At 70.7% G+C, this 15,488-nt stretch carries 16 protein-coding genes; 6 read left to right on the top strand and 10 right to left on the bottom strand.

Annotated features, from left to right (window positions below):
* Positions 1–135: 135 nt before the first annotated feature.
* Positions 136–336: an N-acetyltransferase gene (locus tag IF67_RS0135420; RefSeq protein WP_030992738.1), complete on the top strand. Its 201-nt coding sequence runs from the start codon at positions 136–138 to the stop codon at positions 334–336.
* A gap of 51 nt (positions 337–387) precedes the next feature.
* Here IF67_RS0135420 and IF67_RS0135415 read toward each other — a convergent pair whose 3' ends face one another.
* The 7 genes from IF67_RS0135415 to IF67_RS45870 form a co-directional block, all read right to left on the bottom strand.
* Positions 388–2,061, bottom strand: a complete 1,674-nt coding sequence (locus IF67_RS0135415) for a TraM recognition domain-containing protein (RefSeq protein ID WP_030992736.1) — start codon at positions 2,059–2,061, stop codon at positions 388–390.
* Positions 2,058–3,500, bottom strand: coding sequence for an ATP-binding protein (locus IF67_RS0135410; protein ID WP_030992734.1), 1,443 nt, complete (start codon positions 3,498–3,500; stop codon positions 2,058–2,060). The genes IF67_RS0135415 and IF67_RS0135410 overlap by 4 nt, the downstream gene beginning before the upstream one ends.
* A gap of 29 nt (positions 3,501–3,529) precedes the next feature.
* Positions 3,530–5,092 carry an SCO6880 family protein gene (locus IF67_RS0135405; protein ID WP_030992730.1) on the bottom strand — a complete coding sequence of 521 codons (1,563 nt, stop codon included), beginning with the start codon at positions 5,090–5,092 and terminating at the stop codon, positions 3,530–3,532.
* Positions 5,089–6,402, bottom strand: coding sequence for a hypothetical protein (locus IF67_RS0135400; protein ID WP_030992728.1), 1,314 nt, complete (start codon positions 6,400–6,402; stop codon positions 5,089–5,091). Before IF67_RS0135400 ends, IF67_RS0135405 begins: the two co-directional genes overlap by 4 nt.
* Positions 6,392–7,246 carry a hypothetical protein gene (locus IF67_RS0135395; RefSeq protein WP_030992726.1) on the bottom strand — a complete coding sequence of 285 codons (855 nt, stop codon included), beginning with the start codon at positions 7,244–7,246 and terminating at the stop codon, positions 6,392–6,394. Before IF67_RS0135395 ends, IF67_RS0135400 begins: the two co-directional genes overlap by 11 nt.
* Before the next feature lie 500 nt (positions 7,247–7,746).
* A complete protein-coding gene (locus IF67_RS0135390; RefSeq protein ID WP_006603970.1) occupies positions 7,747–8,055 on the bottom strand; it encodes a hypothetical protein in 309 nt (102 codons plus the stop codon).
* Positions 8,056–8,350: 295 nt separating this feature from the next.
* Positions 8,351–8,473 (bottom strand): hypothetical protein, encoded by a 123-nt coding sequence (locus IF67_RS45870; protein WP_267959244.1) that lies wholly within the window; start codon positions 8,471–8,473, stop codon positions 8,351–8,353.
* Positions 8,474–8,691: 218 nt separating this feature from the next.
* Between IF67_RS45870 and IF67_RS0135380 the strand changes: the two genes are divergently transcribed.
* Positions 8,692–9,696 (top strand): NlpC/P60 family protein, encoded by a 1,005-nt coding sequence (locus tag IF67_RS0135380; protein WP_030992723.1) that lies wholly within the window; start codon positions 8,692–8,694, stop codon positions 9,694–9,696.
* Between the two features lie 205 nt (positions 9,697–9,901).
* The gene (locus tag IF67_RS0135375; protein ID WP_030992721.1) at positions 9,902–10,630 is read left to right on the top strand and encodes a phosphatase PAP2 family protein; all 729 of its coding nucleotides are present in this window, start codon (positions 9,902–9,904) and stop codon (positions 10,628–10,630) included.
* 110 nt (positions 10,631–10,740) lie between these two features.
* Here the strand turns inward: IF67_RS0135375 and IF67_RS0135370 are convergent, their stop codons facing one another.
* Together IF67_RS0135370 and IF67_RS0135365 are read right to left on the bottom strand one after the other, a co-directional pair.
* Complete coding sequence (locus IF67_RS0135370) at positions 10,741–12,360, bottom strand: FAD-binding oxidoreductase (protein ID WP_030992719.1); 1,620 nt, start codon at positions 12,358–12,360, stop codon at positions 10,741–10,743.
* 255 nt (positions 12,361–12,615) lie between these two features.
* Positions 12,616–12,807, bottom strand: coding sequence for a hypothetical protein (locus tag IF67_RS0135365; protein ID WP_030992717.1), 192 nt, complete (start codon positions 12,805–12,807; stop codon positions 12,616–12,618).
* Between the two features lie 173 nt (positions 12,808–12,980).
* Between IF67_RS0135365 and IF67_RS0135360 the strand changes: the two genes are divergently transcribed.
* The gene (locus IF67_RS0135360) at positions 12,981–13,841 is read left to right on the top strand and encodes a hypothetical protein (RefSeq protein WP_030992715.1); all 861 of its coding nucleotides are present in this window, start codon (positions 12,981–12,983) and stop codon (positions 13,839–13,841) included.
* 146 nt (positions 13,842–13,987) lie between these two features.
* Positions 13,988–14,206 (top strand): hypothetical protein, encoded by a 219-nt coding sequence (locus IF67_RS0135355; protein WP_051818956.1) that lies wholly within the window; start codon positions 13,988–13,990, stop codon positions 14,204–14,206.
* Positions 14,207–14,231: 25 nt separating this feature from the next.
* Here IF67_RS0135355 and IF67_RS46095 read toward each other — a convergent pair whose 3' ends face one another.
* On the bottom strand, positions 14,232–14,672 hold the full coding sequence (locus tag IF67_RS46095; protein WP_030992711.1) for a metal-sensitive transcriptional regulator: 441 nt from the start codon (positions 14,670–14,672) through the stop codon (positions 14,232–14,234).
* A gap of 194 nt (positions 14,673–14,866) precedes the next feature.
* Between IF67_RS46095 and IF67_RS0135345 the strand changes: the two genes are divergently transcribed.
* A complete protein-coding gene (locus tag IF67_RS0135345; RefSeq protein WP_026170326.1) occupies positions 14,867–15,487 on the top strand; it encodes a DUF47 domain-containing protein in 621 nt (206 codons plus the stop codon).
* The last annotated feature ends 1 nt before the right edge of the window (position 15,488 follow it).

Raw genomic sequence — 15,488 nt, 5'->3', positions numbered from 1 at the left:
TTGTGGGAAGCCCCGCACCTTATGGTGCGGGGCTTTTCTGCGTTCCGGGGTGCCTCGTTTCCGGGTTTCGGTCCGGGGGCGGGGCATTTTCGCGTGGGGACTCGGCGCTGGGGCGGTGGGGTGTATGGGAGATATGTGGTCAGGGCGGTGCGGGCGGGGGAGTGGGAGCGGCTCAAGGAGCCGGTGGTGGAGCGCGTACGGCTGTGGGTGCACGAGGAGAACCTGCGGGCCGAGGCCTTCTATCGGGCTCTGGGCTTCGTTGCGACCGGGCTGACCCATGCCGATCCGAAGAACCCCGGTGCTGTGGAGCGGGCGATGGCGCTGCTCAGGGCGTAGCGAGCGGCCGGCCGGCGCTGGGGCACTTCCGTGGAAGGCCTCGGGCAGGCGTCAGGCCGGCAGGGAGTGGTGGGGCCAGCGGGCGCGGGCCTGTTCGCGGGAGCGCATCGTCGCCAGCGTCAGCAGTCCGCGGCTGCGGCCCGTTTCGAGGAGGCCGGGGAGTGCGGGCAGCGGGGCTAGGGCCGCGATGTCGTCCAGGACGAGGGTGAGTGGTGGGTCGAGCCGACCGTCAGATGACCGTTCGGCCATGCGGCGGCCGTGCTCGACCACGTTCGAGAGGAGTGCGGTGAGCAAGGGCATCGCACCCGGGTCGGTACGCGGATCCTCGATGGGATCGCCTACCACGTAAAGCGTTCCCCCCTCGTCGATAAATGATTCGAGGAGGGCCGAATCTGCTCGAAGTGGATTGCAGGCGTCCCGGATATGGATCGAGGAGAGGGCGGTCAGCGCGCGGCCGACCAACTGCTGTGCCGCCTCCCGGCGTTCGGGGTGTGCGGTGAGCACGGACTCCAGCTCGCCGGCCTGGCCGGCGGAGGCCTTGGCGCTGGTGCGCAGGATGCGTACGGGTTCCTGGGCGGCACCGGTGGCGTGTGCCCAGCGGTGCAGCTGGCGGAACGGGCGGCCGTCCACCGCGGCGGCGTGCAGCCAGCAGCGCAGCAGGGTCTGGGCGGCGTCCGCGACGGCCGAGTCCAGCGCCCCGGATGGGCGTACGGGGGCCAGCAGGGCGGCGGCGCGGGTGGTGGCGGTGGCGAGGTCCGTGCAGCCGGAGGTCGGCGACCAGCGCAGCCGGGCCGGGGTGTCGAGGCGGTGCGTGGGGTCGTAGGTCAGCAGCGGGCCGAGCTTGGCGCGGGAGTCCTTGGTCTCGGACCAGAGGGTGGGGTCCGTCGTGGCGACGATCAGGGGGCCCGGGGCGGCGGCCGCGGCGGTGAGGGACGCCGCGAGGGTGAGGGCGCGCTCGGTGGCGAACTGGAGGCGGGGGAGTGCGGGTTCGGCGAGAGGGTCGGCCCCCCGGGGCGTCGCGGCGGCCGGGGGAGCGGTGCGCTGCTCGGGGACGGGGCCGGTGGCCGCGGCCGCGGGTTCGAGGAGCGGTGAGGGCGTGGTGGAGGTGGCGGGCCTGGCCGGCGCATCCTCGCTGGACGCCGTGGACGCCGTGGACGCCGTGGACGCCGTGGACGCCGTGGACGCCGTGGACGCCGTGGACGCCGTGGCGGGGTGTGCCGTCTCCCGGACCGTCTCCCGGGCTTCGCGCGCCTCTCCGGCCTGCCGTGCGGAGCGTTCCGCCTCCCGGGCCTCGTGTGCCGCCTGACGGGCTTCTCGGGCCGTCGCCCGCCGGGCCGTTCGTACGGCGCGATAGCGGGTGATCGTCCCCAGGGTGAAGATCGTCAGGACCAGCAGCACCATCAGCTCGCCGATGAGGATGCCCCAGAACAGGCCGTACCCGGAGAGCTGGGCCTTGGGGGTGTCGGGCCAGGCGGCGGCCATGTCGTGCGGTGCGGAGACCAGATGGCGCAGCGCGATCGGAGTACCGGGGTAGGTGACGCCGTCGGGCCAGGCGCCGTGGGTGAACAGGCCGGCCAGACCGGTCGCGGTCCACACCAGCACGGTCAGGCCCAGCAGGAAAGCGAGCAGTCCGACCAGCAGGGAGTCGGGGATGCCGCGACCCCGGCCGCCGGGCGCGTCGCGGTAGCCGCGGCCGCCTCGTTCGTCGTCGTATCCGCGCGTCACGCCACCGTCTCGCTCGACTCGTCTCTCCACTGCCGCTCCATCGCCATGGCCTCGGCGCGTGCCTCGGCCTCGGCGTCCGCCGCCGCCTGGAGGGCGCGTGCCTCGTCCGTCGGCATCGCGGAGGCCTCGCTCATTGCGGAGGACTCGGTCATCGCGCGGTCGGTGTAGACCAGCGGGCGTTCGGCCTCGGTGATGAGGTGTTTGACGACCTGGACGTTGCCGTTGACGTCCCAGACCGCGATGCCGGGGGTCAGGGTCGGGATGATCTCGACGGCCCAGCGTGGCAGGCCGAGCACCCGCCCCGTGGCCCGTGCCTCGTCGGCCTTCTGGGCGTAGATGGTGCGGGTGGAGGCCATCTTGAGGATGGCCGCGGCCTCCCGTGCGGCGGCGCCGTCGACCACGTCGCTGAGGTGGTGGACGACGGCCACGAACGACAGGCCGAGCCGGCGGCCGAACTTCAGCAGCCGCTGGAAGAGCTGGGCCACGAAGGGCGAGTTGATGATGTGCCAGGCCTCTTCGACCAGGAAGATGCGCTTCTTGCGGTCGGGGCGGATCCAGGTGTGTTCCAGCCAGACGCCGACGATCGCCATCAGGATCGGCATGGCGATGGAGTTGCGGTCGATGTGCGAGAGGTCGAAGACGATCAGCGGGGCGTCGAGGTCGATGCCCGCCGAGGTGGGGCCGTCGAACATGCCGCGCAGGTCACCGTCGACGAGCCGGTCGAGAACCAGCGCCACGTCCAGACCCCAGGCCCGGACGTCATCTATGTCGACGTTCATGGCCTCCGCCGACTCCGCTTCCGGGTGCCGCAGCTGCTCGACGATGTCGGTCAGCACGGGCTGCCGGGTGGTGATGGTCTCGGTGACGTAGGCGTGCGCGACCTTGAGGGCGAAGCCGGAGCGCTCGTCGAGGCCGTGGCCCATCGCGACCTCGATGATCGTACGCAGCAGGGCCAGCTGGCCCGTGGTGGTGATCGACGGGTCGAGGGGGTTGAGGCGGATGCCGCCGTTGAGGGCGGCCGTCGGGTCCAGGCGGATGGGGGTTATCCCCAGTTCCTGGGCGATGAGATTCCACTCGCCGACGCCGTCCTCGCCCTGGGCGTCCAGCACCACGACCTGACGGTCACGGAACCTCAACTGCCGCAGGACGTACGTCTTCTCCAGCGCCGACTTGCCGTTGCCGGACTCGCCGAGGACCAGCCAGTGCGGGGCGGGCAGCTGCTGCCCGTAGAGCTGGAAGGGGTCGTAGATGTATCCCTTGCCGCTGTAGACCTCACGGCCGATGATCACGCCGGAGTCGCCGAGACCGGGGGCCGCGGTGGGCAGATAGACCGCCTGAGCCTGGCCGGTGGAGGTGCGTACGGGCAGCCGGGTCGTCTCCACCTTCCCGAACAGGAAGCTGGTGAACGCCTCGGTGAGCGCTCCGAGTGGATCGAGCATGGCCATGACGTACGCGCCTCCCAGCGGCTTTAGCGGCGGATCCCGGTCGCGAACGGCAGGGTGTTGACGAACGCCCGGTGGTGCTCGCGGTCGCACCACTCCAGCTTGAGGTAGGACTTGCCGGCCGAGGCGCGGATGGTGCGCTTGTCGCGCGCGAGCGCCTCGGGTGAGCGGGAGGAGACCGTGAGGTAGCCGACGAGGTTGACGCCGGCGGCGCCGGACGCCAGGTCCTCGCCGCGCTGGTCGACGCGGCCGTGGTGGGCGACGTCCCGTGGGTCGACGACCCGGTTCATCTTGGCCGCGCGGCTGGCCTCCGCGTCGTCGTTGGTCTTCTCCGTCAGCATCCGCTCGATGGCGATCTCGGTGGGCTCCAGGTCCATGCAGACCGCGACCGTACGGATCACGTCCGGGGTGTGCACCAGGAGGGGCGCGAGGAAGTTGACGCCCACCGGGGTCAGCGGCCACTCCTTGACCCAGGCGGTGGCGTGGCACCACGGCGCGCGGGTCGTCGACTCCCGCGTCTTGGCCTGGAGATACGTCGGCTCCATCGCGTCGAGCTCGGCCGGCCAGGCGTTGCGCTTGCTCATCGCCTGGATGTGGTCGATGGGGTGGTCCGGGTCGTACATGGAGTGCACGAGGGAGGCGAGGCGGGCCTGGCCGAGGGGCTGGCGTACGCGGATGTCGGCCTCGGCGAGCCGGGCGCAGATATCGGTCAGCTCACGGGCCATGACGACCGCGAGACCTGCGTCCCGGTCCAGCTTCTTGCGCAGCAGGCCGCCCTGGTGCGTCCGGGCGGCGCGCGCCATGGTGTGCGCCTCGGCGGCCAGCTCGCGGGTGTAGTGCATACAGGCGACGAGGTAGGCGCGGTGCTGCTCGGAGGAGGTGGAGACCATCGACTGGAGCTGGTCGTAGGACTCCTGGAGCCAGGCCGGGGAGGAGCGGTCGCCGCGCTGGGAGACGTCCTTGGCGTGGGCGTCCGGGTCGGCGGGCAGCGTACGGGCCAGCATCTGAATCCGGGTCACGAAGCCGTCGCCGTTGGCCACGTGCTTGAGCAGCGTCCCGAAGCGGTCGACCAGCGCCTCCTGGTCCTCGCTGTCGCGCAGGCCGACGCCCGGCCCCTCGATCTCGATGGCGGCCGTCACCGTCTTGCGGTCGGCGTGCAGCAGCACCGCGATCTCGTCCGGGCCGAACGGGGCGGAGAGCCAGTTGATCCGGCCGATGCCGGGCGGCGGGCCGATCTCGACCTCCCGGCCGTCCAGCCGGATGCCGGCCTCGGCGGAGCCGGAGCGGTAGGTGGCGCCGCGGCGGACCGTACGGCGGAAGCTGCGCCGGATCTCGAACCACTTGTAGAACGTACGGCCCTTGTACGGCACGTAGACGAGGGCGAGCCCCAGCATCGGGAAGCCGGTGAGCGACGCGATCCGCAGCGGCAGCATGGGCACCAGCAGCCCGCACATCATGCCGAGGAACGCCCCCGCGATGATCAGCGCGATCTCACCGGTCTCGCGGTTCTTGCCGACGATCGCGTTGGGCCGGGCGCGGCCGATGAGATAGGTGCGACGTGGCGCGATCGGGTGGGACTGCGTGCTCAACGCCCCTCACCTCCTGCTGTCTTGCCGGTGCGGGAGCTGCTGCTCGGGCCGGGGTTCGTACGGGGAGCGGGGGTGGCGGGTGCCGAGGAGCGGCCGCCGCCGGTGCGGGAGCTGTGCGCGGCGACACCGCCGGCCACGGCGTCGGCCGGCCGGGACTGGCCGCCCTGCGCGCCCTGGGCACCGCCGTCCCCGCCGGACCTGCGGGAGCTGTGGGTCTTGATGCCCTGGGACACCAGCGCCGCGGGCGAGGAGATCATGGCGGCGGCCTGGCTGCCGTCGGTGGCCCGGCCCTTGTTCGTACGGGCCGAGACCATCTCGTCGCCGAAGCCGGGGACGAATCGGTAGATCACCGCGCTGGCGAAGATGGCGAGGATGATGATCGCGAGGCCGGAGACGACCGCGGAGAAGGCGTTCGGGCCCTTGTCGTGGGAGAGCGCACCGGCGATGCCGAGCACGATCACGATGACCGGCTTCACCATGATCACTGCGATCATGATGCCCGCCCAGCGGCGCACATGCCCCCACATGTTCTTGTCGACCAGCCCGGCGTAGACGACCGTGCCGAGCAGCGCCCCGACGTACAGCAGCGCGGCCCGGATCACCAGCTCCAGCCACAGCACACCGGCGGCAAGGACGGAGACCAGTGACACCACGATCAGCATGATCGGGCCGCCGCCGATGTCCGTGCCCTTCGTGAGCGCCTGCGAGAACGCCCCGAAGAAGGTGTCGGTCTGCGCCCCCGTCCCCTTGGCGATGATCTCGGTGACCCCGTCGGTCGCCGAGACGATCGTGTAGAGGATGAGCGGGGTGAAGGCGGAGGCGAGCACGGTCAGCCAGAGGAACCCGACCGCCTCACTGATCGCCTCCGTGAGCCGCACCCCGCGCACGGCGCGCTTGGCGACGGCCAGCAGCCACAGGACGAGGGTGAGGATGGTCGAGGCGGCGAAGACGACGGCGTACTGCCGCAGGAAGGCCGTGTTGGTGAAGTCCACCTGGGAGGTGGCCTTCACCGCGTCGGAGAGCTTGGTGACGATCCAGGCGGCGGCTTTGGCGCAGCCCTTGGCCAGGGAGTCGAGGGGGTCGAGGGGGTTGTTGTCGAGGGGGCTGGTGGGCGGCGAGCTGCCGCCACCTTGGCTCTGCCGTTCGCAGGACTGCCGGGCAGGGCCGCTGAAGATCTTGCAGTGTGAGGTGTCCGGGTCGGGCGACGGCGCGGCCATGGCGCGTGTCGCAAGCATGAAGGTGAAGGTTTGTACGCTTGCCAGCACGGCGGCGACCGACATCGCGCGGCGGTACTTGGGTTCACCGGGCATACGTGAAACCTCCGTAGCCTTGCACGGCCTTGGTCATGTCCTCTGCCGACGCGGCAGCTTGGTCCCTCCCGATCGGAGCGGGACCGTCCTTCTGTGTGAAGTTCGTGACCTTCCAGTCCCCGCCCGTCCACTGAAGGTCGAAGGTGTTCGTGTACCAGCTCTCCGTGACGGGGTTCTTGGACTGCGACCCCGCGAGGCCGAAGAGAGCGGAATACCAGACCGATACCTTGGCCGTGTCGCCCTTGAACGATTCGGCCTTCGTGCCTACCGGGTTGGCGCGCGAAACGAAGGTCATTCCCTTGGGGGGCGCGCCGTTCGGCTCGAGACCGATCCGGCCGAGGAAGGTGCGATCGGAGTACACCTTGTCGAGGTCGTTCTTGCGCGCCGCTGCCACGGATGGCGCATAGACGGCTTGGGCGATCTCCTGCCGACTGTCGGCCTGGTACATGCCGTCGCTGGTGAGCGCCACCGCATAATTCGCCGCCGCCGACTGAGCCCCCTGCTCCGTCTTGGCGAAGCCCGCGGCGATCCCCCCGTTTTTGCCGGTGGCCGGCTTGGTGCCGGTGGGGGCGGTGGGCTGGGCGTGGTCGGCGTCCTTGGCGGAGTCGCCGGCCGGGGTTTCGCTGTTGCCGCTTCCGCCGCGGTTGGCGAAGGCGATGGCCGCGAGCAGCAGGACGATCACGCCGACGATGGTGACGAGGTTGCGGCTGGACATGCCTGCGCGCGGTCGCCGTCCCGAGCCGTAGATGTCGCCGTCGTTGTCGGGAAGTCTGGTGCGTGTCTGGCCCGTCTCGGAACCGCGGTGGCCGTCGCCGCCGTAGCCGCCGTCGTCACTGAGACTCATCGAGCCTGTGCCCCCTCTGCCGCCGTCGCGTTCGTGCCGTAGTTGTGCCGCCCTCATATGACCGTAGCCGCGCGGGCGGCGGCTCGGGTGCAGCGGTACGAGTACATCTCACCGTGACGGGTCCTCAGATGCGGTACGGCAGAGGCGAATGGGGGACTCTGGGTCATTTGTGCTCATAGTCCGCTCCACGGTTGCCGTCGCCTTCTTGTGCCTTCCTGCCCCCGGGTCCACCTGTCCCCGCGCAGCGGCCGGCCCAATCGGTCCGCTGGTGGCGGGGGTGACGAGGGCGCGGGGGCGGGGTCCGCCGGGCCGGGCATGAAGGGGCGTCAGCATGTGGCCTCGGCAGGGGAGGTGGGGCCGGTGGGAGCGAGTGGAGGCACGGGACGGCGGAGAGAGGACGGGCGGGGGCGCATGGGGGCGGCCCGGGGACGGGCGCGTGCCAGGGGCGGCGCACCGTACGGGCCGCGGTCGGGGCGGTGGCGCCCCGGGGAGTGGCCGCGCTAGACCGCCATGCCGTAGACGATGGTGAACAGCGTCCCCAGGGAGCCGATGATGAAGACGCCGGTCAGGCCGGCCACGATCAGGCCCTTGCCCTGTTCGGCGCTGAAGGTGTCGCGCAGCGCGGTGGCGCCGATGCGCTGCTTGGCGGCGCCCCAGATCGCGATGCCGAGGCACAGCAGGATCGCCACCGCCATGACCACTTCGATCATCACGCGGGCTTCGTTGCCCAGGCTCCCGAACGGGCCCCAGTCCGGGGCGATTCCGCCGATGATGGTGGTGATGTCGCCTTTTTCGGCCGCAATGAACATGTGTGAACTCACCGCCCCTTGATGGGTAGTTGTGTGCCCGCGCCGACGCGGCACAGGTCAGTCTCTATCTTCGCCGACAAACGGGCCGTCAGCTGTCGACTTGGCGGCTTTCTTTGACGGATCCCGTGGGAGTGGCGTGTGCGTGTGGGCGCATGCCGTCCATGGAGCCGATTGGTCTCACTGTGTGTATCACGGGGGTCAACCCTGAGCAATGATCATCGGAAGGGGTGGTGGCCGGTCCGGCGCGCCGTGCGGGCGGCGGGCCGTTCGGGTGGCGGCCGTGGTCCGTGCGGGGCTACTTCGGAGCGTGCGACATGGCGAAGATCATGACGAGCGCCACGAGGTGGATCGCGAACAGGAAATACCCGACGCGCCACCACAGGTGCCGGCTCATCTGCTGCTGATTGTTCGGGTCCACGGCTCTCGTCTCGTCTCGGGTCTCCCGTGCAGTGTCGCCCATCCGGCGGTGTTCCGGATGCCGCCGTGTGAGCGGAATCTCACCCCGCCCCGGAGCGCCCCCTGCGTCGTGTCATGCGCCGTGTCATGCGCCGTCGTGCTGCGCCGGGGGCGGCACGGCGCGCGTGGAGCGACCGGAAAAAGGCAGTGAACCGCGGCTGAATGGGGGAGGGTTGGGGCGTGCGGAAATTCTGGGTGGCCGGTGGGCTCGGGGTGGGGCTGGTGCTCTGCCTGCTCGGGCTGCTTGTGATCGGTACGTACACGGTGGCGGCCGGGCTGGCCGGAGTCGGCGGGCGGGCGCTCGGCCTGGCGAAGGGTGCGGTGCCGGCCGAGTACCAGCAACTGGTGCAGAAGTGGGGGACGCTCTGCCCGGCGATAAGCCCTCCGCTGCTGGCGGCGCAGCTCTACCAGGAGAGCGGGTGGAACCCCAGGGCGCAGAGCCCGGCGTCCGCGCAGGGCATGGCGCAGTTCATCCCGGGGACGTGGCAGACCCACGGCGTCGACGGGAACGGCGACGGCAAGAAGGACGTGTGGGACCCGCAGGACGCGATCGCGTCGGCGGCCTCGTACGACTGCGAGCTGGCCGGCTATGTGAAGGGCGCGCCGGGCAACGCCACGCACAACATGCTCGCCGCGTACAACGCGGGGGCGTACCGCGTGATCCAGTACAACGGGGTGCCGCCGTACCGCGAGACACAGAACTACGTGAAGACGATCACGACGCTGGCGAAGAGCTTCGAGGCGCCGTCGGGCCCGGTGGCGCCGTCGAAGCAGGCCGCGGGGGCCATCTACTTCGCGCAGGAGAGGCTCGGCACCCGCTATTTGTGGGGTGGTACCGGAACGGCGGCGCAGGGCGGGCGGTTCGACTGTTCGGGGTTGACCCAGGCGGCGTACCGCTCCGTGGGCATCGAGCTGCCCCGGGTGGCGAACGACCAGTGGAACGCCGGGGCGCACCCGAAGCGGGACGAGCTGCTCCCGGGTGACCTGGTGTTCTTCGCCTACAACCTGAAGGACCCGCGGTCGATCCACCATGTGGGGATCTATGTGGGTGGCGGATACATGATCAATGCGCCGTACACCGGGGCCGTGATCCGGTTCGACAAGATCGACACGCCGGACTACATCGGTGCCACGCGCGTCACGTCCGATGGCGCAAAAGCGCTGCCCGGTACGAACGCTGCGTGAACATAGGGCCCTGAACTGCGGTGATGAGTCAAGCTTCGATAACGTCCTGGTGATCATCCGGTGGAGAGTGGAACGCCGAGGCCGCGCATCGCGTTTCCTTGGCGTGGGGACGTAGCAGAGCTCGACGCAGCACACGCTCGACGACCACGGGGGCAGGCAGCACACGACGGCGCTTGCGAGCGCGAAAGATAAGGGGCCGCGGCAGATGGCTGGACTCGCACTCGAGGGGCCGAACCCCGACGTCGACGTGCTCGACGGCATCAACGGCCTCGCGAAGGACGCCCCGCACTGGGTCAACAAGGCCATGGAGTACATCGGCGAGTACGGCATCATCGCCGGCCTCGGGGTGCTCTGCCTGATCGCCTGGTGGGCCGCGCGCCGCAGGCCGGACGCGCCGTCCGTCGTCGCGGGCCTGGTCTGGGCGCCGCTGGCCGCGGGCATCGCGCTGCTGGCCAACATCCCGATCCGTGGGTTCGTGGAGCGGCCGCGGCCGTTCAAGGACCATGCCGGGCTGGAAGTGCTGATCCCCGGCAAGAGCGACTTCTCGTTCGTGAGCGACCACGCGACGCTCACCATGGCGGTCGGCGTCGGCCTGTTCCTCGCCCACCGCAAGTACGGCCTGATCGGGATCGCGCTGGCGCTCGCGGAGGGCTTCTGCCGCGTCTACATGGGCGTCCATTACCCGACCGATGTGATCGGCGGGTTCGCCCTGGGCACCGCCGTCGCGCTGCTGCTCGCGCCGCTCGCGCAGGCGCTGCTGGTGCCGCTGACGACGGCGATCGGCCGCTCGAAGCCGGCATGGCTGGTGCAGGCGCGGGGCGTCGAGACGGCGGGCGCGGGCGGTTCCGCGGGGCAGGACGCCGAGGGCAGCCGGGTGGTGGCCACGGGATCGGCGATGCCGCGGGGGCACAAGGACAAGGATCTGGCGGCCTGAGGGCGCGGCCGGCCGGCCGAACCGGCGCGGCGGCCCCCGGGACTGACGACCTGGCGGATGCGGACGGCCCGGACCCCATGCGGGGGCCGGGCCGTCCGTGTGTCCGCGGCTCAGAGCGCCTGCGGGAAGGTGCTGAACAGCCGCTGCGGGTCGTAGGTCCGCTTGACCTGGGCGAGACGGGTTGCGGCAGCGCCGTAGTAGGCGGACTTCCAGTCGGCCAGGCCGGGGTCGGTGTAGTTCTGGTAGGCGGCGCCCGAGGAGTGGCGGCGCATCGCGTCATGGAAGGAATTCAGCCACGCTGTGCGCGTGCCGGGCGAGCCGTTCGCCGGCCAGGACGTCAGGTACTGGGCGAGGAACTTCGAGCCGCGGTGGACGAAGGCGGTGTCCGTGCGTCCGACGCGGTTGATCGCGCCGCCCAGTGCCGTCAGCGCCACGTTCCCGCTGACGCCCTTGCGGCCGCCCGCCTCGATCTGGTCCATCAGGGTTCGGATGCCGGCCGTGGACAGCGAGCGGTCGAAGAAGTGCGAGCGGGCGGCGTAGGTCTCGCGGCCCAGCTTTCCGGCGCCGGTCTGGCCGGGCAGCGAACCCGGCATATGGCACTGCGCGGTGGACTTGGAGGAGCAGCCCGCGTAGGACTCCATCGCGTCCAGGTAGCCGGTCGGCGTGAGGTGGACGCTGGTGGCGGGGCCGGGGCCGCCCGCCTGGTCGGCGAGCTTGTCGATGGCGTTCTTCAGGTCGCCGTGGCTCCCCAGGGAGAAGGCCGCGATGGAGACGGACGGGGTGTTGCCGGGACGGGCGTCGAGATGGCAGGCGGACCATATCTCGTCGGCCTGCACCGGTCCCCACTTCTGCCAGGACGCCACGACCTTCGCCGCCTTGGCCCAGGGCCAAGTCATGTACGCCATCACCGCGCGCGGTGCCGGATGCGTACGGAAGCGGAGTTCGGTGACCACGCCGAAGTTGCCGTTGCCGGCGCCGCGCAGCGCCCAGAACAGGTCGGGGTGCCGGCTCTTGTCGCAGTCGACGGTCTTGCCGTCCGCGGTGACCAGGGTGGCGCCGACGAGGCTGTCGCAGGTCAGCCCGTACGCACGGGAGACCACGCCATGGCCGCCGCCGAGGGTGAGGCCGGATATGCCGACGGTGGGGCAGGAGCCCCCGGGTATCGTCACGCCGTGCGCCCCGAGGCCCTCGTAGACGTCGATGAGCTTGGCGCCGGCGCCGATGCGGGTGATGCCGCCGGACGGCGCGCCGACCTTGGAGAGGGCGGAGACGTCGACGATGAGCTTGCCGTTGCCGCTGGACCAGCCCGCGTAGGAGTGGCCGCCGCTGCGGATGGCGACCGGGGTGTCGTACCGCCGGGCGAAGGCGAGGCATTCGGCGATGTCCGCCGGGTGCTTCACATAGGCGATGGCCGACGGCTTCAGCGTGTCGTAGCGGGTGTTGTAGAGGCGCCGGGCGGTCGCGTAGGCGGCGTCGGAGGCCCGCACCAGCTTGCCGTCGAGGCTCTTGCCCAGCGCGGTCCAGGAGGACTGGGAGGCCCGGCCCTTGGCGGCGCCCCCGGCAGCGGCCGCCGCATTGGTCTGTGCCGCGCCGGCGCCGGTGGCGGCTCCCGTGGCGGATGTGGGGGACGCCGCACCCGCCTTGCCGGTCTTGTTGTCGCAGCCGGTGGCCAGGGCGACCGAGGCCGCCGCCAGTCCGCCGCCCGCTTGCAGGAGTGTGCGCCGCTTCACTGGGATGAATCCCCCTCGATGTTTTTTTTACGGTCCTGCCCCGCCGGCCGATGGCCCGGCCGCCGGTCGCGGGGCACGTGCCGGGAACGCCGCACCGGGCGGGTGTGGCGGCGCGCCGCCCGCACGTTCCGCTGTGCCCGGTATTGCTCCGTGCTGTCCGGTGCCGTCCTTGACGTCCGATACCGGCACGGTGCGCTTGCTTCCCTCACTAGCCAGATGCGGTAAGGGCGTTGGGGGTTCCCGGAACGGACTCCGTCATTCCAGCGGGCGGCCGGTCTTGCTGTCCGTATCCGGTCCGGCCTCGGCTTCGGACAGATGGCGCCCCGCGTCCGTACGTGCCTGTGAGCGGGCACGGCGGGCCGGTCCCCGCCAGCCGCAGGAGCAGCGGGCCGTGCAGAAGGAACCGCTTTCGGCGGTGGAGATCGCGTGGAGGACTCGGTCGGGCACCCCGTCACGCTACGCGTCCCAGGTGCCCGTGCGTGACGAGCCCCGTTAACGGTCGTTGAACCGGACGGTCGACGGAACGTCAGGTGCGGCGCCGGCGGAACGCCCGACCCTCCCGAGCGGACCGGCCGGCCCAGGCCGTTCCCGAAGACAGCGGCCGAGGGGGCTCGTACGCGATGGTGGTGCAGGACAGGCGAGGCGGCGGCGCGGCCGCCGTGGCCGTGGCGTGCGGGACGGGTCTGGCGGTCGGGCTGCTGACGACGGGCTGTTCCCCGGACGGCGCCGCGGCCGACGACCAGGAGCCGTCCGGCCGGGCCGCTGCCGCCGCGGAGGTCCGCAACAGCGCCGCCGCCCTGCTGCGGGCCGGCTCCGCCAGGGTCCTCACGTCGATGGAGACGGTGAGCGGCGGCACCCGCGTCGCCATCCGCGGCACGGGCGGCTACGACTTCGCCACGAGCACCGGGCGGCTGCGGGTCGTCCTGCCCGACCCGGCGGGCAGGCCCAGCGGCGGCCATCAGCCGATCACGGAGATCCTCGCGCCCGGTGCGCTGTTCATGAAGAACCGCGGGGCGGGGGTGCCCGCCGACAAGTGGGTGCGGGTGGACACCGCTGCACTGAGCGACGGGAATCTGGTCACCGGCGGTGCGACCGATCCGCTGGCCGCCGCCGAACTGCTGCGCGGCGCACGGGAGGTGACCTATCAGGGCGAGGAGCGGCTGGACGGCGTTTTGGTGCGGCACTACCGCGGGACGACGGACATCGGGACGGCCGCCGGGGCGGCGTCGCCGCGCACGAGGCCCGCGCTGGTCGCTGCGGAGCAGGGGTTCACCACCGACGCGGTGCCGTTCGAGGCGTATCTGGACGAGGACGGGCGGCTGCGCAAGGTGCGCCAGTGGTTCCGCTTCGCCAACGGTGCGCCGAAGGGGGCATCGGTGACCTCCACCACGGAACTGTCCGATTTCGGGACGAAGGTAGCGGTGCAGCTGCCGGACGAGCAGGACATCTACGCGGGGAAGATTGCTTCGCCCGCGCAGTAGGGCCGGACGCCGCGGGGCGGCCGGGCACGTGACCGGGGCGCGTGCCGGATGGCGGAAATGGTCCATCCGTGCCATGCGCGGAGCGTGCGCCCGTCTTTACGCTGGCGGTAACCACCCAAGGCGTGGGAAGGCGCTCGGAGGAGGAGGTGTTGTACGTGGCCGGACACCGCCCTACGACGGTTCAGGACTACGTAGCCCTCGTCGAGATCGACCTGACTGGTGAGTTGATGATCGCGGCCGCGGCCGCGAGCGAGGATCGGCTCAGCCCGGACCGTATCGACGAGGTGCTGGAGGTCGAGGGGGAGGGCGGCGGCGCGGACCGGATGCCCCCGCGGCCCGGAGCCGCGAGGCGCTCGCCCGGTTAGCGCGGTGCGCGGCGGGCCGGCCGGTTCAGGTGCGCAGCATCCGCTCGATGGCCTTGGTGGCCTCCTGGACCTTGGCGTCGATGGCCTCGGGACCCTTGACGGCCCCCGGAGCGGAGCTCTCAAGGACCGCAGCGGCGACGCAGTGCCGCAGGTGCTCCTCCAGGAGCTGGAGGCCGAAGGACTGGAGGCCCTTCGTGCTGGCCGAGACCTGCGTGAGTATGTCGATGCAGTAGACATCCTCTTCGAGCATCCGCTGGAGTCCGCGGATCTGCCCCTCGATCCGGCGCAGTCGCTTGATGTGTGCGTCCTTCTGCTTTGCGTAGCCGTGTGTACCGGATGTCGGCGATGTCTTTGCGTTATCGGTCACGGTTTGAGCTTCGCCTCGGGGGTCGGTGTCCGGCTGCTGGGGGTGGCAGGCCGCGGCGGCTGCGGCACTGCCGTTGGTGTCGGCGTCCGTGGGCGTCATGGCCGTCTCCCGTGGTATCTAGGCGATCTATATACCCCTGGTGGGTATATGGTACCGAACTTTGCGGGCACCCGTGGTACCCCGTGCAGAGCATGCTGCACGATGGGCGACACTGAAGGAATGCCGGTTAGCTGTGGCTGGATGATGCGCCTAGCATCAACTCGACCGAATCCGATGCACCCCGAGGATTTCACGTGCGCTTTCGTCTGACCCCCAGGGAGACGAGCTTCTACGACATGTTCGCCGCCTCCGCGGACAACATCGTCACGGGCTCCAAGCTCCTGATGGAACTGCTCGGGGCGGACGCCTCCGCTCGTGCAGAGATCGCCGAGCGAATGCGGGCGGCGGAGCACGCGGGTGATGACGCGACCCACGCGATCTTCCACCAGCTGAACTCCTCGTTCATCACGCCGTTCGACCGCGAGGACATCTACAACCTCGCCTCGTCGCTCGACGACATCATGGACTTCATGGAAGAGGCGGTCGACCTGGTCGTCCTCTACAAGGTGGAGGAGCTGCCCAAGGGCGTCGACCAGCAGATCGAGGTACTGGCGCGGGCGGCCGAGCTGACCGCCGAGGCCATGCCGCATCTGCGGACCATGACCAACCTCACCGAGTACTGGATCGAGGTCAACCGCCTCGAGAACCAGGCCGACCAGATCCACCGCAAGCTGCTGGCGCACCTCTTCAACGGCAAGTACGACGCCATCGAGGTCCTCAAGCTCAAGCAGATCGTGGACATCCTGGAAGAGGCGGCGGACGCGTTCGAGCACGTCGCCAACACGGTCGAGACCATCGCGGTCAAGGAGTCCTGAG

This window comes from Streptomyces sp. NRRL S-1813, from assembly GCF_000719605.1.
Taxonomy (GTDB): Bacteria; Actinomycetota; Actinomycetes; order Streptomycetales; family Streptomycetaceae; genus Streptomyces; species Streptomyces decoyicus.
This window is presented reverse-complemented; position numbering and strand designations above follow the sequence as displayed.